Source organism: Streptomyces sp. MJM8645 (genome assembly GCF_001625365.1).
GTDB lineage: Bacteria > Actinomycetota > Actinomycetes > Streptomycetales > Streptomycetaceae > Kitasatospora.
In genome coordinates this window covers 5072528-5092056 of sequence record NZ_LJJF01000001.1, presented here as the reverse complement: position 1 = coordinate 5092056, position 19529 = coordinate 5072528, and the positions used below count along the sequence as shown (strand labels likewise).

At 71.8% G+C, this 19529-nt stretch carries 14 protein-coding genes; 4 read left to right on the top strand and 10 right to left on the bottom strand.

The annotated features are described in order from the left end of the window. The first annotated feature begins 125 nt into the window (after positions 1 to 125). Both A6F73_RS21935 and A6F73_RS21930 read left to right on the top strand, forming a co-directional pair. Positions 126 to 2321: a RecQ family ATP-dependent DNA helicase gene (locus A6F73_RS21935; RefSeq protein ID WP_063349352.1), complete on the top strand. Its 2196-nt coding sequence runs from the start codon at positions 126 to 128 to the stop codon at positions 2319 to 2321. A gap of 359 nt (positions 2322 to 2680) precedes the next feature. Further along, complete coding sequence (locus A6F73_RS21930) at positions 2681 to 3379, top strand: hypothetical protein (RefSeq protein WP_063349351.1); 699 nt, start codon at positions 2681 to 2683, stop codon at positions 3377 to 3379. A 231-nt stretch (positions 3380 to 3610) separates the two neighbouring features. Here A6F73_RS21930 and A6F73_RS21925 read toward each other — a convergent pair whose 3' ends face one another. The 3 genes from A6F73_RS21925 to A6F73_RS21915 all read right to left on the bottom strand — a co-directional run bounded on the left by A6F73_RS21925 (position 3611) and on the right by A6F73_RS21915 (position 5865). Then, complete coding sequence (locus tag A6F73_RS21925) at positions 3611 to 4288, bottom strand: hypothetical protein (RefSeq protein WP_063349350.1); 678 nt, start codon at positions 4286 to 4288, stop codon at positions 3611 to 3613. Between the two features lie 99 nt (positions 4289 to 4387). Beyond that, positions 4388 to 5086 (bottom strand): ribonuclease HII, encoded by a 699-nt coding sequence (locus tag A6F73_RS21920; protein ID WP_063349349.1) that lies wholly within the window; start codon positions 5084 to 5086, stop codon positions 4388 to 4390. A gap of 227 nt (positions 5087 to 5313) precedes the next feature. Continuing rightward, positions 5314 to 5865: a TetR/AcrR family transcriptional regulator gene (locus A6F73_RS21915; protein ID WP_159398506.1), complete on the bottom strand. Its 552-nt coding sequence runs from the start codon at positions 5863 to 5865 to the stop codon at positions 5314 to 5316. A gap of 372 nt (positions 5866 to 6237) precedes the next feature. On the opposite strand from A6F73_RS21915, the gene A6F73_RS21910 reads away from it, so the two are divergent. After that, the gene (locus A6F73_RS21910; RefSeq protein ID WP_279634959.1) at positions 6238 to 7779 is read left to right on the top strand and encodes an MFS transporter; all 1542 of its coding nucleotides are present in this window, start codon (positions 6238 to 6240) and stop codon (positions 7777 to 7779) included. 158 nt (positions 7780 to 7937) lie between these two features. On the opposite strand, the gene A6F73_RS21905 is transcribed toward A6F73_RS21910, so the two are convergent. The 7 genes from A6F73_RS21905 to nrdR all read right to left on the bottom strand — a co-directional run bounded on the left by A6F73_RS21905 (position 7938) and on the right by nrdR (position 18224). Next, positions 7938 to 9455, bottom strand: coding sequence for a DUF4173 domain-containing protein (locus A6F73_RS21905; protein ID WP_079135880.1), 1518 nt, complete (start codon positions 9453 to 9455; stop codon positions 7938 to 7940). A gap of 377 nt (positions 9456 to 9832) precedes the next feature. Next, positions 9833 to 10780 (bottom strand): carbohydrate ABC transporter permease, encoded by a 948-nt coding sequence (locus A6F73_RS21900; RefSeq protein WP_063349346.1) that lies wholly within the window; start codon positions 10778 to 10780, stop codon positions 9833 to 9835. Beyond that, positions 10777 to 11799 carry a sugar ABC transporter permease gene (locus A6F73_RS21895; RefSeq protein WP_063349345.1) on the bottom strand — a complete coding sequence of 341 codons (1023 nt, stop codon included), beginning with the start codon at positions 11797 to 11799 and terminating at the stop codon, positions 10777 to 10779. The genes A6F73_RS21900 and A6F73_RS21895 overlap by 4 nt, the downstream gene beginning before the upstream one ends. A gap of 209 nt (positions 11800 to 12008) precedes the next feature. Then, on the bottom strand, positions 12009 to 13412 hold the full coding sequence (locus A6F73_RS21890; protein WP_208869102.1) for an ABC transporter substrate-binding protein: 1404 nt from the start codon (positions 13410 to 13412) through the stop codon (positions 12009 to 12011). 289 nt (positions 13413 to 13701) lie between these two features. Further along, positions 13702 to 14466, bottom strand: a complete 765-nt coding sequence (locus tag A6F73_RS21885; RefSeq protein ID WP_063351404.1) for an NAD(P)H-binding protein — start codon at positions 14464 to 14466, stop codon at positions 13702 to 13704. 173 nt (positions 14467 to 14639) lie between these two features. Continuing rightward, complete coding sequence (locus A6F73_RS21880) at positions 14640 to 17522, bottom strand: vitamin B12-dependent ribonucleotide reductase (RefSeq protein WP_063349344.1); 2883 nt, start codon at positions 17520 to 17522, stop codon at positions 14640 to 14642. Positions 17523 to 17726: 204 nt separating this feature from the next. Beyond that, a complete protein-coding gene (gene nrdR / locus A6F73_RS21875; protein WP_063349343.1) occupies positions 17727 to 18224 on the bottom strand; it encodes a transcriptional regulator NrdR in 498 nt (165 codons plus the stop codon). Between the two features lie 524 nt (positions 18225 to 18748). On the opposite strand from nrdR, the gene lexA reads away from it, so the two are divergent. Further along, positions 18749 to 19462 (top strand): transcriptional repressor LexA, encoded by a 714-nt coding sequence (gene lexA, locus A6F73_RS21870; RefSeq protein ID WP_244293672.1) that lies wholly within the window; start codon positions 18749 to 18751, stop codon positions 19460 to 19462. Positions 19463 to 19529: the final 67 nt, after the last annotated feature.

Here is a 19529-nt window from a genome sequence, read left to right as displayed (position 1 = left end):
CCCACTCCCCCGGGTGATTAGTCGGCGGCCGTTCAGCTGAGGAGCTGATGAAATACATCCGGCCTCCACCTCTCCGCAGCCACGGCATTCGCCTCATGTCAGCGGCTCGGGGTTACATGGACGCCATGCAGCAGCCCGAGAACCACACCACCGCCACCGCCGACCGCGCCGAGGTCCGGGCGCGGGCCGAGGCCGTCCTGCGCGAGCTCGCCGGGCCCGGCGCCGTCCTGCGCGAGGACCAGTGGACGGCCATCGAGGCCCTCGTGGTCGACCACCGCCGCGCCCTGGTCGTGCAGCGCACCGGCTGGGGGAAGTCCGCGGTCTACTTCATCTCCACCGCCCTGCTCCGGGCCCGGGGCGCAGGGCCGACGGTGATCGTCTCCCCGCTGCTCGCCCTGATGCGCAACCAGGTCGAGTCGGCGGCCCGGGCCGGCATCCACGCCCGGACCATCAACTCGGCCAACACCGACGAGTGGGACGAGATCCAGGCCGAGGTCTCCGCCGGGAAGGTCGACGTCCTGCTGGTCAGCCCCGAGCGGCTGAACAACCCCGACTTCCGCGACCAGGTGCTGCCCAAGCTCGCCGCCTCCACCGGCCTGCTCGTGGTCGACGAGGCCCACTGCATCTCGGACTGGGGCCACGACTTCCGCCCCGACTACCGCCGGCTGCGCACGATGCTCGCCGAGCTCCCGCCCGGCGTCCCGGTGCTGGCCACCACCGCCACCGCCAACGCCCGGGTCACCGCGGACGTCGCCGAACAGCTCGGCACCGGCAGCACCGACGAGCACGCCCTGGTGCTGCGCGGGCCGCTCGACCGGGAGAGCCTCACCCTGGGCGTGCTGGCCCTGCCCGACCCGGCGCACCGGCTGGCCTGGCTCGCCGACCACCTCGACCGGCTGCCGGGCTCGGGCATCGTCTACACCCTGACGGTGGCCGCCACCGAAGAGGTGACGGCCTTCCTGCGCGAGCGGGGCTTCCCAGTGGCCTCCTACTCCGGCCGCACCGAGGACGCCGAGCGCCGCACCGCCGAGGCCGACCTGCTGGCCAACCGGGTCAAGGCGCTGGTCGCCACCTCCGCACTGGGCATGGGCTTCGACAAGCCCGACCTGGGCTTCGTGGTGCACCTCGGCTCGCCCAGCTCGCCGATCGCCTACTACCAGCAGGTCGGCCGGGCCGGGCGCGGCGTCGACCGGGCCGAGGTGCTGCTGCTGCCCGGGCGCGAGGACGAGGCGATCTGGCGCTACTTCGCCTCACTGGCCTTCCCGCCGGAGGAGCAGGTGCGCCGCACCATCGACGCGCTGGCCGAGGCCGGCCGCCCGCTGTCCACCGCCGCGCTGGAGCCCCGGGTGGACCTGCGCCGCACCCGGCTGGAGACCATGCTCAAGGTGCTCGACGTGGACGGCGCCGTCCGCCGGGTCAAGGGCGGCTGGACGGCCACCGGGCAGAGCTGGGCGTACGACACCGCCCGGTACGCCAAGGTCGCGGCCTCCCGCGAGGCCGAACAGCGGGCGATGCGCGAGTACGCGGCGACCACCGGCTGCCGGATGGAGTTCCTGCGGCGCCAGCTGGACGACGAGCAGGCCCGTCCGTGCGGCCGGTGCGACAACTGCGCGGGGCCGCTGCACACCGCCGAGGTCTCCGCCGAGGCGCTGGACGCGGCCCGGGCCGCCCTCGGCCGCCCAGGCATCAGCTTCGAGCCGCGCCGGCTCTGGCCCACCGGGATGGACTCCCTCGGCGTGCCCCTCAAGGGCCGGATCCCGGCGGGCGAGCAGGCCGAGAACGGGCGGGCGCTCGGCCGGCTGTCCGACATCGGCTGGGGCAACCGGCTGCGCGCCCTGCTGGCCGACCAGGCCCCGGACGTACCGGTCCCCGGCGAGGCCGTGGACGCCCTGGTCGCGGTGCTCGCCGACTGGGCCCGCGGCCCCGGCGGCTGGGCCGGGCCCGCGACGGCGGACGGCACCCGGCTGGAGCGGCCGGTCGGCGTGGTGGCCATGGCCTCCTCGACCCGCCCCCAGCTGGTGGGCAGCCTCGGTGCGCGGATCGCCGAGATCGGCCGGCTGCCGCTGCTCGGCCGGATCGAGTACGTCGACGGCCGGCCCCCACACGGCGCGCGCAGCAACAGCGCCCAGCGACTGCACTCGCTGGCCGGCGCGCTGACGCTGCCGCCGGAGGTGGCGCAGGCGGTGGCCGAGGCCGGCGGGCCGGTGCTGCTGGTGGACGACCTCGTCGACTCGGGCTGGACGGTCACCGTGGCCGCCAGGCTGCTGCGCCGTGCCGGGGCGAGCGCGGTGTTGCCCCTGGTGCTGGCCGTGCAGGGGTGACCGGGCGGCAGTGGGCCGCCATTCCACCCATCACTCGAATGGCCTAACGAAGGGAGAAAGCAGCCCCCTCGCGAACACGCGGGACGCCGGAGCGGGGAAAGGAGTGGTCACCGTGCCGATGGCGGTTCACCGGACCCCGCACACGGTCTGGATCAAGGTCCAACGCCGCCCGAACGACGCTCGGAGCGCGGTGGAACATATCCGGCGGAACGTGGGCTTTCGGGTGGCGTTCATCGTTTCATCGTTGCCGCTCCACCCCGGATACCGCGAGAATTGGCGCGTACCCGAAACCCTGTCCGCTGGACCCGGCCTTCGGCGTACCCACGTACCCGCGTGCCAGTGGGTCAGGAAGGAGGATCGTGATCAACGGTATCGGCCGAGGTCAGCATCCCCTCGCCCGGAGTTCGGCGCCCAGACGGCTGCTGGACCTGGAGACCTGGACCGCCTCGGGGATCCCGTTGCTGCGCGACCCGCGCGAGTTCGTCGTGGAGTTGCATCAGCGCCACCTGCCCCAGCCGGGCACGGTCGTGATCGCCGTCCTCAACGCGCTGCACCACGTGTCCGCCTCGGCCTCGTTCACGCCCTGGCCACACGACACCGACGGTTGGCAGCACCGCAACGCCCTGCTCACGCACCTGCGCCAGGTCACCCCGCACGACCTGCGGCTGGCCGAACCGACCCGCACGGCCGTGCTGTTGCGCTGCCGCGAGGGCGCGCCCGGCTGGACCGAGCAGGACGGCGCCTGGATGTGGGCGCTGCGGGACGCGGCCGTCCTGCACGGGCTGCGCTGCGGCTCGTACATCGGGCTCACCCCGGCGGGCTGGCACGTCCTCGGGGACGGCCGGAGCGGACGCGATCCGCACGCGGGCTCGTGGGCGGACGGGGTGGTGCACACCGTCACGGAACTGCCGCCGCGCTCGGCGCTGGATGCCCCGCGCGGCCAGCGCGCCCGGCACCAGGCGGCCGAACGGGCCCAGCACGCCCGGCAGTCCGAGCACCCGTGGCCCCCGGCGCGGGTCGCCGCCGTCCAGCCCGCGCGGCGCACCGGCACCCGCTGACCCCGCCGACACCGACGGGTCGCGACCACAGACGACGTCACGGTCGCGGACGACGCCGCAGCCGGGGCCGACCCGAAGGCCCGACAGCCGGCACCAAGACCAGGCACGGGCGGGCCCGGGCCCGGCCACGGGTCGGCCGCGCCCCGGACCGTACGCCCTCGCCGCACCGGGGTACGACGGACCCCGGGCCCGGCACCGTGCGGCGCCGGGCCCGGGGTGGCTCGGTCGTGGTCAGGCGCTGATCGAACGGCCGGGCGCGGTTCCGGCCGCCCCGGTGGCGACCGGGCCGGCGTCACCGCAGACCACGAGCAGCGCGGTCGTGTGGCCGAGCGCCTTGGCGTGGGCCTCGGCGGCCCGGGCGGCCGTCCCGCCGTTGACCACCAGGACGACCACCTCCCGGCGCACCGGGCGGGTCAGCGCGACGTCCGCGTAGAACACGTCCCCGCCCTCGGCGAGCTGCGCCCAGTAGCGCTCCTCGCCGAAGGAGAGTTCGTGCTGCTGCCAGGGGTGCGCCTCGCCGACCGTCAGCACCAGGATGTCGCCCGGGTTGCGGCCGGCGTCCAGCAGTCGGTCGACCGCGTCGTCCGCGTGTTCCAGCGCCTGCGCCGGGGTGGCGGCGACGCGCTGGATCTCGACCTGCGGTTCGGCGACGCCCGAACGGCGCTGCGCCGGCGAGGGCTTGGGGATCAGTCGCGGCGGACCGGAGCGGTCGGCGCGCGGGGGTGTCGGGCGCGGCGGTGCCGGACGGGGGCCGGGCACCGGAACGGCGGCGACGGTGGTGGGTGCGGTGGAAGAAGCGCCGCCGTTGGCAGGCGCGCGGAGGGCTTGTGCGTCCGACTCGCGGGGGAAGGGAACGCCGGGGCCCGGGAGGCTCTCGTGAATCTCCGACTCCTCGGGGAAGACAGGCATACCCGGATATCTATCAAATGCCGCTCGAACACGCACGCGCACCCCACCCATTGGGCACCGCACACCCACCGCCCCACCCAGGCAATTCCAGACGGACCGTCAGAAACCGAGCGTCAACTGTTCGTCGGCGGAGCCTTCGGCCGCACCCGCGACGTCACGGACGCGCTTCAGGTGCCGCCACTTCGGCAGCGCGTCCAGGTATGCCCAGGAGAGCCGGTGATGCCCAGTGGGGCCGAACTCCTCCAGCGCGGCACGGTGCACCGGGGACGGGTAGCCGGCGTTGTCCGCGAAGCCGTATTCCGGGCATTCCTCGCCGAGTTCGGCCATCAGCCCGTCGCGGTGGACCTTGGCGAGCACCGAGGCGGCGGAGACGCAGATACAGGACTGGTCGCCCTTGATCACCGTACGCACCTGCCAAGGGCCGCCCAGGTAGTCGTGCTTGCCGTCCAGGATCACCGCGTCGGGCTCGACCGGCAGCGCCTCCAGCGCGCGGACGGCGGCCAGCCGCAGCGCCGCCGTCATGCCGAGTTCGTCGCACTCCTGCGGCGAGGCATGGCCGAGCGCGTAGGCGGTGACCCAGTCGGCGAGGACCGGGGCGAGCGCGCGGCGGCGCAGTTCGGTGAGCAGCTTGGAGTCGGTCAGCCCCTCCGGGGCCTTGCGCAGGCCGGTGACGGCCGCGCCCACGGTGACCGGGCCGGCCCAGGCGCCGCGCCCGACCTCGTCCAGGCCGACGACGATCTTGGCGCCGGCGCGGCGGAGCGAGCGCTCGACGGAGTGCGTCGGCGGGACGATGGGCATCGCGAGTTCCGTTCGGCGGAGGGGCAGCCCGTTCAGCTGGGCAGCATCCAGCCTAAGCCCCTCCGCTCAGCCGCCCGGGCCGACCGCCGGCGGCCCGCCCACCGGCCCGCCCACCAGGCCGCCCGCCCGAACCGCTCACCCCGGCCGCCCGCCCGAACCGCTCGGCGCCAACCGTCGGCGCCAACCGGCCGGCAGCCCCGCCCGCGGAGCCGCGGCCGCAGCCGTCCTCAGGCGCGGATCAGCGGGTACAGCACCTCGTCCATCAGCCGGGCCCCGAAGCCCGGCCCCATGTTCTCCCGGCCGCAGATCTTCACCTGGTAGAGCAGCATCGCCGGGACGACGTCCGCGACCAGCGCGGTGGCCGCGCCGGGCCGGACGTCGCCGCGGTCGGCGCCGCGGCGCAGGATCGCCAGGATGGTCTCCTTGGTCGGCTCGATCACCCGCTGGCCGATGAAGTCCTTGAACGCCTCGGCCCGTTCATGGTCGATCTCGCCCATCAGCGTCTGGATCGCGGCGCCCGTCGGGGAGTTCATCGCGCCCATGAACACCTCGATGAGCTGCCGCAATTCGAGATCGGCGGACCCGAGGTCGGGGGTGTCGTAGGGGCGTGGGAGAGTGGCGTCCAGGGCGTCGATGACCAGTTCGTCCTTGGACGCCCAGCGCCGGTAGAGCGCGGCCTTCCCGGTCCGCGCCGCGCCGGCGACGCCTTCCATCGTCAGCCGCGCGTATCCGCCGGAGGTGAGCTGGTCGATCGTGGCCTCGAAGATCGCGTTCTCCAACTCCTTCCCCCGGCGCCGCACCGGCCGTGTGAGGGCCTCGCGGGCGATCCGCATCGGGCAGTGAGCCGCCGGTTCGGGCGCCGCTCCCGGTGGCGCCGCGGGTGACGGGGGCGCGTCCGCCGCCTCAAGCGGTCGGGCGCCCGCCCGACCGGTCGCCCGGTCCGCCGTCAGACGCCGCACCAACCGATCCATCGCCACCATCCTTAGGGAACGCTTGCGTTCACAATCAGGCCCAGGATATCGTCCACATTAGTGAACGATCCCGTTCCTTCCTAGCCCGCGCCAGACCGTGGGCTCACGCCGGACCAGTCGGTCCGCAGCATACGAAGCACGCAGCCAGGCACATAGCCAGCAGGGGGCACAATCGTGGCTATCTCCGACACGATCAGCAAGAACTCACCACCACAGAGCAGCCAGGGCCGGGGCAAGGGCATCACCCTGACCGTCATCGCGGCCACGCAGTTGATGGTGGTGCTCGACGCCACCATCGTGAACATCGCGTTGCCGCAGATCAGGGACGCGCTGAACTTCTCGACCACCAACCTGTCGTGGGTCATCAACGCCTACACGCTGACCTTCGGCGGGCTGCTGCTGCTCGGCGGGCGCGCGGGCGACATCCTCGGCCGCCGCCGGGTGTTCATCTTCGGGACCTTGCTGTTCGGCTTCGCCTCCCTGCTGGGCGGCTTCGCCCAGGACGGCGGGATGCTACTGGCCGCCCGCGCGCTCCAGGGCATCGGCGGCGCGATCTGCTCACCGACGGCATTCGCCCTGATCGCCACCAACTTCGAGGAAGGGCCGGCACGCAACAAGGCGTTCGGCGTCTTCTCGGCGGTGGCCGGGTCCGGTGCCGCGATCGGCCTGCTGGCCGGCGGTCTGCTCACCGAGTACCTGGACTGGCGCTGGGTCTTCTTCGTCAACGTGCCGATCGCGGCGCTGATCGCGCTCGCCGCACCGCGCTACATCGCCGAGTCCGAGCGCCACGCGGGCCGCTTCGACCTGCCGGGCGCACTCACCTCGACACTCGGCCTGGTCGGCCTGGTCTACGGGTTCATCCGCGCCGCCTCGGACGGCTGGTCGGACAGCATCACGCTCGGCTCCTTCGCGGGCGGTGTGCTGCTGCTCGCCGCGTTCGTCGTGATCGAGAACCGCACCGACCAGCCGATCACCCCGCTGCACCTGCTCGCCAACCGCAACCGCACCGGCGGCCTGGTGATGATGCTCTGCCTGGCGGCGGCCATGTTCGGCATCTTCTTCTACATCACGCTCTTCGTGCAGGGCCCGCTCGGCTACAGCCCGCTGAAGGCCGGCGTGTCCTTCCTGCCGATCAGCGTGTCGATCATCATCGCCGCGCAGCTCGCCTCCAGCCTCCAGGCCAAGTACGGCCCGAAGCCGTTCATGGCGGGCGGCGCCCTGCTGGTCACCGTCGGCCTCACCTGGCTGACCCAGATGAGCAAGGACAGCGGCTACCTGGACGGGGTGCTCGGCCCCACGGTCATCTTCGGCTTCGGCATGGGCCTGATCTTCGTCCCGGTGATGCTGCTCGCGGTCGCGGGCGTCCCCGGTCAGGAGACCGGCGCCGCATCCGGCCTGCTGAACTCCATGCAGCAGATCGGCGGTTCGCTCGGCCTCTCGATCCTGACCACGGTCTTCGCGCACTACGCCACCGCCGAGGGCAAGCTCCAGCAGCCGAAGTTCCTCCAGTCGGCCACTCCGGACCAGCTGGCCTACCTCCAGCAGCACCACGAGTTCCCGAAGGGCACCGACGCCGCCAACTCGGTCCTCACCCAGGGGATTTCGCACGGCTTCATCGTGGGTGCCGTGCTCGCCGGGCTGGCGCTGGTGGTCTCGGTCTTCGTGATCAAGGCCAAGGCCAGCGACCTGCCGAGCGGGGCCTCCGGCGTCGCGATGCACTGAGCCCGACCAGGGCACACCGCACCACAGCGCACCACACCGGGCCGGCCGGGAGCAGCACGCTCCCGGCCGGCCCGGCCGCGTTTCCCGGCCCAGACTACCGCCCCTACTCCGCCCCCGACGCAGCCGCAGGCGTCAGGCACCGGCGTCAGGGCCGGGCGTCAGGGCCAGAGGTCCTGGTACCTCATCCCGGCCCGCTCGCAGGGGGTGCGCCCCTCCTCCAACTGGTCCACCAGCGGCCGTTGCGCCAGGATCTCCCGGGCCCGGGCGGCGGAGGCGCTGGTGGCGTACCAGGCCGGCCCGGGGTGGTTCTCCAGCCCGGCGCGGATCAGCTGCAGCGCGCAGGCCCGCTGGACGGCGGGGAGCCGGTCCAGGGCGGGGGCGGCGTCCGGCGAGAGGTCGCGGACGTTGCGCAGGTCGATCCGGGAGGTCCGCTCGAAGCGGGCGACGTTCTGCTCGGCGATGATCGCGTCCGGGCCCATCAGCCCGTACACCGCCGCCGTGAGCATGCCGCTGAGGACGACGACGCGGGGCAGCCAGCCCGCCGAGCGGGTCAGCCCGGCGGTGATCAGCAGCAGCAGGACGACGCCGAGCCAGCCCTCGACCACCAGCACCCAGAGCCGCAGCCTGGTCAGGCCGGAGGCGTCGACGTAGAACCACATCCGGCCGAGCGCCGAGGCGACCACGACCAGGGCGAGCACGCAGAGCGCCCCGAGCAGGATCCGCGCCACCCGGCGGTCGGCGGGCGTGCTACGCGGGGCCCAGCGCTTGGCGACCGCCACCACGACCAGGGTGAGCGCGGTGATCACGCTCAGCTGCCAGAAACCCTGCCGGGCGTACTCGGAGCGGCTCATCCCGGTGTTGCGCAGGACGGCGTCGGCGCCGCCGAGTACCACCAGGGCCTGGATCACCGCGAAGGCGCCGAACATCAGGTTGAGCGCGACCAGCGGCAGCGCCCACTCCAGCCGGCGGCGGGCCCGGCCCGGCCGGACGACCGTACGGTCCCAGCGGCGGGGCCCGGCCGCGATGTGGGCGAAGCCCAGGGCGGTGAACGCCCCCAGTGCGAACAGCACCGCGCGCAGCGGGAGCCCGCGGAGGTCGAGGCTGGGGCTGAGGCTGCCCAGCAGGTCCGCCATGGCGGCGTCCGCACCGGCGAACAGCAGACCGAAGACGGTCAGCAGGACGGCGGCGACCGCGAGTGCCTTGAGCACCGGGACGATGCGGCCCCGGTAGGGCAGGCTCCGGCCACGCAACCCGTCCCTCAGCCAGAGCACGCCGGGCGGCAGCTGCCAGAGGACGGCGGGCAGGGGGAGCAGGACGCCCGCCCAGCGGCGGCCGCCGTGCAGCGCGAGCGAGGCCAGGCCGAGCGCGCACCCGATGGACAGCGACACCGGCCAGCCCGCCTCCCAGAGCGCCGGGACGGCGAGCAGGGCGACGGCGAGCAGGCTCCACACCACCGTCCAGGGCCGGATCCGGCGGCCCGCCGACCGGGCGGCGAGACCGGCCGCGGCAGCGGTGGCGCCGGCGCAGATCAGCAGGTTGACGCCCACGCCGTCGAACAGCAGCCAGGCTGTCAGCAGGCCGGTGAGCAGTGCCAGGAGGAGGACCCGGGGCGTGGCGGCCGCCCTGCGCTCGGGGTCGCTCGGGCGCAGCCACCCGTGGTGCGGCGGCGCGGGCATGCCGGATCCCCAATGAGGGCCGGGTCCGGGTCCGGGCGTCGCAGGTCCATGTGTCGCGGGTCCATGTGCCGCGGCTCCATGTGTCGCGGGCCCGGGCTCGGGTGGCAGGTCGGCCAGGGCAGGTGTGGACGGACCGGACATGAGTCCCCCTCGGTGGTCGGCGGGCATGCGGAAGCCGCCCTTGGGGCAGTCCGCCGTCGGGCGCGCTCGGCGCCGCGGCTGCAGCCGACTGTAGACCATTCTGAACAGGTTCAAAACTCAGTTCTGAACAAGTTCAGAAACCTCGGCCCGCCTTCCCGCCACCGCTCCCGGAGCCCTCCCGCACCGCTCCCGCGGCCCTCCCGCACCCCTCCCGGGGCCCCTCCCCCACCCCTCCGCTACCCCTTCACCGACCCGGCCAGCAGGCCCCGGACGAAGTACCGCTGCAAGCTGAAGAAGACGATCAACGGGACGACGATCGACAGGAACGCCCCGGCCGTCAGCAGCTCCCACCGCCCGCCGAAGGACCCAGACAGCTGCGCCAGCCGGACCGTCATCGGCGCCACCTCCGGCGTGCCGCCCGCGAAGGTCAACGCGACCAGCAGGTCGTTCCAGACCCACAGGAACTGGAAGATCGCGAACGAGGCCAGCGCCGGGGTGCACAGCGGCAGCACGATCGAACGGAAGATCTTGAAGTGCGAGGCCCCGTCCACCACCGCCGCCTCCATCAGGTCCCGCGGCAGCTGGGCGATGAAGTTGTGCAGCAGGAACACCGCCAGCGGCAGCGCGAACATGGTGTGCGCCAACCACACCGGTGCGTAGCTGCCCTTCAGGTCCACCGCCGGGATCAGCGTCAGCGAGCCCAGGTGCGCGCCGCCGGAGAAGAGGCGCAGCAGCGGGATCAGCGCCATCTGGATCGGCACCACCTGGAGCGCGAACACCGCGAAGAACACCGTGTCGCTCCCCCGGAACCGCACCCAGGCCAGCCCGTACGCCGCCATCGCCGCCAGCACCAGCGGGAACAGGGTGGCCGGGACGCTGATCGCCAGCGAGTTCACCAGGAACGGCATCAGCCCGGTGGAGACGCCGGAGCCGCCCTCGAACAGCACCGTGTGGTAGTTGCCCAGGCCCAGGTCCGGGTGGAGGAAGGCGTTCCACCAGCCGTTCGCCGTCACGTCCTGCTTGGGGCGCAGCGAGGTCACCAGCAGGCCCACCGTCGGGATCGTCCACAGGACGGTCACCGCGATCACGAAGACCGAGGCCAGCGGGCTGCTGAAGGCCTTCCGGACCGGGCTGCCGTGCGGCGCGCTCATCGCGCGGGCCGGCCTGTCGTGCGGTGCGCTCATCGGACCGCACGCTCCTTCCGCAGCTGGACGATGTTGTAGGCCACCAACGGCAGCACCGCGAGGAAGAGGATCACCGCGAGGGCGCTGCCCCGCCCGGTGTTGAACTGCACGAAGGACTGCGAGTACATCTCGTTGGCCAGCACCTGGGTGCCGAAGTTGCCGCCGGTCATGGTGCGGACGATGTCGAAGGCCTTCAGCGTGATGATCATGATGGTGGTCAGCACCACCACCACCGTGGTGCGGATCATCGGCACCGTGACGTACCAGAACAGCCGCACCCCCTGCGCACCGTCCAGCCGGGCCGCCTCGGTGACCTCGTCGGGGATCGCCTTGATCGCCGCCGACAGCACCACCAGCGCGAAGCCCGTCTGCACCCAGACCATCACCGCCATCAGCAGGAAGGTGTTCAACGGCTGCGAGAGCATCCAGTTCGGCGGATCGTCCCAGCCCACCGCGATGGCGAGTTGGCTCAGCAGGCCGATCTGCGACTGGCCCGGTCCACGCGACTCGTAGACGAACTTGAAGATGATCGAGGCGCCGACCAGCGAGATCGCCATCGGCATGAAGATCAGCGACTTGTACACCGCCTGGCCGCGCATCCGGTCCACCAGCAGCGCCAGCACCAGGCCCAGGCCGGTCGCCGCCAACGGCGCGACCACCAGCCAGAGCAGCGTGTTGACCAGCACCTTCTGCACCGAGTCGGTGGTGAACGCCCAGCCGAAGTTCTCGCCGCCGACGAAGCCGCTGCCGTCGGCGTTCTGCAGGCTCAGATAGACCGTGCGGATCAGCGGCACGACCAGGCCCACCAGCAGCAGCACCGCGGCCGGGCCGAGGAACACCACCACCGACAGCGGGCGGGAGAGCCGACCCCGGGCCCGGCCCGCGGCGAAGAAGACCAGCAGCAGGATGCCGAGGAAGCCCGCGACGGCGCCGAGGCTGTTGCCGAACTTGACCGCCGCGTCGCCCCAGGAGCCGGTGGCGAGCGCGGTGACCGGTGAAGGGGTTCCGGGTACGGACATGACGGTGCGTCCCTCCTGTTCTGGTGGGAAGGGGCGGGCGGTGCGGGTGGGTGGCCCCGCACCGCCCTCGACAGGTGGTCCTGAACGGCGCCCGGCCGGGCCCGGCACGAGTCCGGCCCGGCGCCCACTACGGCCAGGCGCCTACTACGGGCGTCTGCCCACTGCGGCCAAGCGCCCACTACAGCCAGGCGCCCACTACGGCCGTACGGCTACTGCGGCCAGGCGGCGTCGATGTCGGCGGCGGTCTTCTGGATCGACTGCCCCTCGGCGAACCAGGCGGTCAGCGACTTCCACTCCTGCCCGGCACCGATGGCGGCCGGCATCAGGTCGGAGCCGTCGAAGCGGAAGGTCGCCGCCGGGTCGGTCAGCGCGTCCGCCGACAGCCGGTCGATCGGGTCGGTGTACAGGCTCTTGTCCACGCCCTGGTTGGCCGAGACCCAGCCCGTCGCGGTCTTCACCCGGCTGCTCGCCCAGTCCGAGCTGGACAGGTAGTTCTGCACCGCCTGCACCTCGGGCCGGCCGGAGAAGGCGGCCAGGAACTCGCCGCCGCCCTCGACCGGGTTGGGGATCGCCGGGTTCACCGCGGGCAGGTGGAAGGCGAACACGTCGCCGTCCGGGCCGACCTTGGTGTCCTTGGGCCACTGCGCCTCGTAGAACGACGCCTGCTGGAGCATGGCGCACTTGCCGGTGAGGACCGGCGCGCCCGCGTCCTGGAAGGTGGTGGTGGCGATCGACTTGACGTCGCCGTAACCGCCGTTGACCCAGGCCGGGTTCTGCATCCAGCCGGCGACGGTCTTCATCGCGGTGGTGACCTTCTCGTCGGAGAACTTCACCTGGTGGCCGACCCACTGGTCGTACACGTCACCGCCGTACGTGCCGAGCACCACCTCCTCCAGCCAGTCGGTGGCCGGCCAGCCGGTGGCCGTGCCCGAGGCGATGCCGCCGCACCAGGGTTTGGCACCACCGGACTTGGCGATCCGGTCGCTGAGCGCCATCAGGTCCGCCCAGGTCTTCGGCACCTCGTAGCCGCCCGCCTTGAAGGCCTTCGGCGAGTACCAGACCAGCGACTTCATGTTGGCGCTCATCGGCGCCGCGTAGAAGGTGCCGTTGACCGAGCCGTAGGTCTTCCAGATCGGACTCCACCGGTCCTCGTTGGTGACCGTCTGGGCGGGCGGCTTGACCACCTTGCCGCTCTTCACCATCTGCGCCAGCAGGCCCGGCTGCGGGATGATCGCGAAGTCCGGGGCGTTGCCGCCGGCCACCCGGACCGGCAGCTGGGACTCGAAGTCGTTCGAGCCCTCGTAACTGATCTTGATGCCGGTGCACTTGGCGAACTCGGCCCAGGACTTCTCCAGATTGTCCGACTCCGGGCTGAGGATCGAGGCGAACATCGTCACCGTGGTGCCCGAATGCCCGGCGTACGGCTGGTACTTGGCGCAGTCACCGGACAGCGACGGGGCCGCCGCGTCACCACCGCCACCCGAACCGCCGGAGCTGTTGGAACAGGCCGCGGTCAGGGCCAGCGCCGCGAGCAGGGCGGGTACGGCGGCCAAGCGACGGCCGGAACCGCGATAGCCGGAACTCTCGGACGGCGCGGTCGGGTTGAGGGTCAATGCGGTCCTCCTCGCCAGGGCATGCTGCCGACGGTGGGCTGAACGACATCGCGCTGTACCGGAGACGGGCGTGCAGAGATCGCGAAGGGCGACGGACGAACCGATCCGATGACGTTAACGCAGCCGCCAGCCGCCGCCAAGGTCCGCGTCGACCTTCATCCGCCGACACCCCGACCGCGGCCCCCGCCTTCGCCTCCGCGCGACAGATACGACGGCCCCGCCCGGAAACCCGGACGGGGCCACGCCTCTTGACCGACCGTCAGTACGCCCGGTGCAACCCTGGTTGACATCAGCGGTCGCCGAACCGCTCCGCCAACACCTCCTCGAAGGTCCCTCGGCCCACCACCCGCTCCGGCGCGAGGTTCCCGCCCGCCCGCAGCGCCCGCCCCGAGGCCCCCGGCACCCGCACCGGCAGCAGCACCCGCCGCCGACCCGACGCCCGCAGGTACGCCTCGGCCAGCTCCCGGTACGGCCGCACCCGCGGCCCGCCCACCTCCGGCGCGTACCCGGCCGGCCCCTCCCCCACCAGCTCCGCGACCCGCGCGGCCACCTCCCGCACGTCCACCGGCTGGACGCTCGCCCCGCCAAGCACCGGGAACACCGGCAACCGCGCCGACACGTCGAAGATCCTCAGCAACAGGTCGTGGAACTGCGTCGCCCGCAGCACCGTCCACCCCAGCCCCGACTCCCGCACCACCCGCTCACAGGCGAGCTTCGCCCGGTAGTACGGGATCGGCACCCGGTCGACCCCGACGATCGACACGTACAGCAGGTGCCGCACCTCCGCCCTCCCGGCCTCCGCCACCAGCGTCCGGACCGCGGCCACGTCCTTGCGCCCCACCGTGGTCGCGCAGTCCACCACCACCTCGGCCCCCGCCACCGCCCCGGCGATCCCCTCCCCGGTCACGAGGTCCCCGACCACCCACTCGACCCCCGCGCCCCCGCTCCGCACCCGCCGGCTCAGCCCCCGCACCGCCACCCCGCGCGCGACCAGCAGCCGCACCACCTCCCGCCCCAGAACCCCCGTCGCCCCGGTCACCAGCACCGTCCCCATCACCACACCACTCCTCCCGCCGAACACCGTCACCCCTACCGACCGCCCACCGCCCCCATCCGTGACATCGGCGTCCGCGAAGGTGCCCGGACAACGAGAAGAGGCGGGGCGAGGACGTGAAGTCCTCGCCCCGCCTCAGCGGTGGCTCACCCGCGCGGGGTCAGTACCGGCGGTCAGCTGCAGCCGCTGGTGGAGCCGCAGCCCTCGCAGAGGTAGCAGCTGCCGGCGCGGCGCATCTTGGTGCCGCAGGAGAAGCAGAGCGGGGCGTCGGCGTTGAGGCCGAGCTGGATCTCCATCAGCTCCGTGGAGTTGTGAGCCTGCGCCGGGGAGGCCTTGGGGGCCTTGGGCGCCTCGACGGCGGGGGCCGGGGTGGCGACCACCGGGGCCGACTGGGCGAGCGACTCGGTGTCGAGCTCCTCGGACTCCAGCGGCTCGTAGGAGCCCGTGTCCAGGTGGCGCTGGCGCTCCTCGACGGAGTGGATGCCGAGCGCCGAGCGGGTCTCGAACGGCAGGAAGTCGAGCGCCAGGCGGCGGAAGATGTAGTCGACGATCGACTGTGCCATCCGCACGTCCGGGTCGTCGGTCAGGCCGGCCGGCTCGAAGCGCATGTTGGTGAACTTCGAGACGTAGGTCTCCAGCGGCACGCCGTACTGCAGGCCGACCGAGACGGCGATGGAGAAGGCGTCCATCATGCCCGCGAGGGTCGAACCCTGCTTGGACATCTTGAGGAAGACCTCGCCGAGGCCGTCGTCCGGGTAGGAGTTGGCGGTCATGTAGCCCTCGGCGCCACCGACCGTGAAGGAGGTGGTGATGCCCGGGCGGCCCTTGGGCAGGCGCTTGCGGACCGGGCGGTACTCGACGACCTTCTGGACCGCGGCGGCCGGAGCCTCCTCGGCCTTGGCCTCGGAGTCCTTCTTCTTCGCCGAGAGCGGCTGGCCGACCTTCGAGTTTTCGCGGTAGATGGCGAGCGCCTTGACGCCCATCTTCCACGCCTCGAAGTAGATCTCCTCGATGTCCTCGATGGTCGCGGAGGCCGGCATGTTCACGGTCTTGGAGATCGCGCCGGAGATCCAGGGCTGGATCGCGGCCATCATCCGGACGTGGCCCATGGCCGAGATGACCCGCTCGCCCATCGCGCAGTCGAAGACCTCGTAGTGCTCGGCCTTGAGGCCCGGGGCGTCCACCACGTTGCCGTGCTCGGCGATGTGGGCGACGACCGCCTCGATCTGCTCGTCCTGGTAGCCGAGGCGCTTGAGGGCGCGCGGGACGGTGCCGTTGACGATCTGCATCGAGCCGCCGCCGACGAGCTTCTTGAACTTGACGAGCGCCAGGTCCGGCTCGACGCCAGTGGTGTCGCAGTCCATCATCAGGCCGATGGTGCCGGTGGGGGCGAGCACCGAGGCCTGGGCGTTGCGGAAACCGTTCTGCGCGCCGATCCGCAGGACGTCCTGCCAGGTGTCGTTGGCCACGGCCCAGACCGGGACATCCAACTCGTCGAGCGAGACGGCGGCGAGCGAGGCGTCCGCGTGCTGCTGCATGACCAGCTGGTGCGGGGCGGCGTTGCGGGCGTAGCCGTCGTACGGGCCGACGACGCCGGCGAGTTCGGCGCCGCGGCGGTAGGCGGTGCCGGTCATCAGCGAGGTGATGGCGCCGGCCAGGGCGCGGCCGCCCTCGCTGTCGTAGGCGTGGCCGGTGGCCATCAGCAGGGCGCCGAGGTTGGCGTAGCCGATGCCGAGCTGGCGGTAGGCGCGGGTGGTCTCGCCGATCTTCTCGGTGGGGAAGTCGGCGAAGCAGATGGAGATGTCCATCGCGGTGATGACCAGCTCGACGACCTTGGCGAAGGTGTCCGCGTCGAAGGAGTCGTCGTCGCGCAGGAACTTCATCAGGTTCAGCGAGGCGAGGTTGCAGCTGGAGTTGTCCAGGTGCATGTACTCGGAGCAGGGGTTGGACGCGTTGATGCGGCCGGACTCCGGGCAGGTGTGCCAGTGGTTGATGGTGGAGTCGTACTGGATTCCGGGGTCGGCGCAGGCCCAGGCGGCCTCGGCCATCTTGCGGAACAGCTTCTTGGCGTCGACGGTCTCGATGACCTCGCCGGTCATCCGGGCGCGCAGGCCGAATTCGGTGCCGTTCTCGACGGCGGTCATGAATTCGTCGGAGACGCGGACGGAGTTGTTGGCGTTCTGGTACTGGACGGAGGTGATGTCGTCGCCGCCGAGGTCCATGTCGAAGCCGGCGTCGCGCAGGGCGCGGATCTTCTCCTCCTCCTTCACCTTGGTCTCGATGAAGGCCTCGACGTCGGGGTGGTCGACGTCGAGCACGACCATCTTGGCCGCGCGGCGGGTGGCGCCACCGGACTTGATGGTGCCGGCGGAGGCGTCGGCGCCGCGCATGAAGGAGACCGGGCCGGAGGCGTTGCCGCCGGAGGACAGCAGTTCCTTCGAGGAGCGGATGCGGGAGAGGTTGAGGCCGGCGCCGGAGCCGCCCTTGAAGATCATGCCCTCTTCCTTGTACCAGTCGAGGATCGACTCCATGGAGTCGTCGACGGACAGGATGAAGCAGGCGCTGACCTGCTGGGGCTGCTTGGTGCCGACGTTGAACCAGACCGGCGAGTTGAAGCTGAACACCTGGTGGAGGAGGGCGTGCGTCAGCTCGTGCTCGAAGATCTCGGCGTCGTCCTTGGTGGCGAAGTAGCCGTGCTTCTCGCCGGCGGCGCGGTAGGTGAGCACCACGCGGTCGATGATCTGCTTGAGGCTCCACTCGCGCTGGGGGGTGCCGACGGCGCCGCGGAAGTACTTGGACGTGACGATGTTGACGGCGTTGACCGACCAGAAGTCGGGGAACTCGACGCCGCGCTGCTCGAAGTTGATGGACCCGTCGCGCCAGTTGGTCATGACGACGTCGCGGCGCTCCCAGCGGACCTCGTCGTACGGGTGCACGCCAGGAGTGGTGTAGATGCGCCCGATCGGCAGACCGCCCTTGGGGGCCTTGCCGCCGCCCTTGGCCGTGGTCTTGTCGGACTTCGACCCGCGTGCGGAACCGCTCGTGGTGTCTGTCACTTCTTCCTCCTCCTGGGCAAACGCCCGAAGTGCCCTGAAAAGTCCGGGCACCGCTGGTTCGTTCTTCCGGTGTGCGGGCAGGCGGAGACCTCGCCTGCTTGCGCACGGTTTGTTGTGTTCTGTGCCCTTTTTTCGGGCATGCGTGGGCCCCGTGGGACCCGTTGGTGCAGCAAGGCCCGCCAGGGGGCCGGGTGCCGGCGCCTCCTAGGGCGCGGCGGCGGCGACGGGCACGCAGGTGCCGTCCGCCTCGGGGACGGGCCGTTCGGCGCGGAGTTCCGCGATGGCGGCCTCGAAGTCTTCCAGTCCGTCGTACGCCTGGTACACGCTGGCGAAGCGCAGGAAGGCGACCACGTCGAGTTCCTTGAGCGGGCCGAGTATGGCCAGCCCGACGTCGTGGGTGGTCAGCTCGGCGTTGCCGGTGGCACGCACGCACTCCTCGACCCGCTGGCCGAGCTGGGCGAGGGCGTCCTCGGTGACCGGGCGGCCCTGACAGGCCTTGCGGACGCCGGTGATGACCTTCTCCCGGGAGAAGGGCTCGGTGACCCCGCTGCGCTTGATGACCATCAGTGCGGCCGTCTCCACGGTGGTGAAGCGGCGGCCGCAGTCCGGGCACTGCCGACGACGGCGGATCGAGCTGCCGTCCTCATTGGTCCGGCTGTCGACAACACGGCTGTCGGAATGCCGGCAGAAGGGGCAGTGCACCTGAGGATCCCTCCCTGGCAGGACGTGCGGACCTGTTGAGTCTATGCGATGCGACCCCGGCCTCGGCAAGCTGATCATGCGCCGTAACCACTAGTACTGGGCACGGAGAGGACTGTAACCACTAGATGTAGGTCTCCGGGGGAAGCGACACCCCTGGCGTGTCGGCACCGATTAGACTGCCGAAGTCGAGATCCGATCGAACATTTACTCGATGCACAGTCTCGATGTACAGCAAAGCCTTGATCGAGTCAGCCAACTCTCGAATAATTCACTCGAACGTGTGTTTGGCGCAACCTTTCGATAGGAGGGGCGTTGGGCTGGAAAAGGGGAGAGGACAGCCGTCGAGAGGGGCCGCCGTGAACACCATCGAAAGCAACACCATCCCGGTGCAGGAACACTCCCAGTTCAAGGTGGGGCAGCGCACCACGAATCAGCAGAGCGTGGACATCAGCATGGACCGTAGCGAAGACCAGCGCCTCTCCGGCCCGGCCCTTTCCAGCACGGGCCGCGTTCCCGACCAGCCGATCGAACACTCCCCAGCGATCGACGACGCCCACCAGGCGCCCACCCGCGCGCTGCCCGGCCGCCCCCCCGGCATCCGCACCGACGAGGCCGGTCTCACCGAACGCCAGCGCCGCGTGATCGAGGTCATCCGGGACTCCGTCCAGCGCCGCGGCTACCCGCCGTCCATGCGCGAGATCGGCCAGGCCGTCGGCCTGTCCAGCACCTCCTCGGTCGCCCACCAGCTGATGGCCCTGGAACGCAAGGGCTTCCTGCGCCGCGACCCGCACCGCCCGCGCGCCTACGAGGTCCGCGGCGTCGAGGTGGCCCGCCCGAACACCGCCGAGACGGCCGGCCGTCCGTCCACCTCGTACGTGCCGCTGGTCGGCCGGATCGCCGCCGGCGGCCCGATCCTGGCCGAGCAGACGGTCGAGGACGTCTTCCCGCTGCCCCGCCAGCTGGTCGGCGAGGGCGAGCTATTCGCGCTCACCGTGCGCGGCGACTCGATGATCGAGGCGGCCATCTGCGACGGCGACTGGGTCACCGTGCGCCGCCAGCCGGTCGCCGAGAACGGCGACATCGTGGCCGCGATGATCGACGGCGAGGCCACGGTCAAGCGGCTCAAGCGCGAGGACGGCCGGATCTGGCTGATGCCGCACAACCCTGCGTACGAGCCGATCAACGGCGACAACGCGACCATCCTGGGCAAGGTCGTCGCGGTCCTGCGCCGCCTCTGACGCCTCGCGCGCACCCAGCGGGAAGGGGCTCCACCGCGTGGTCGCGGGGAGCCCCTCCGGCGTCTCC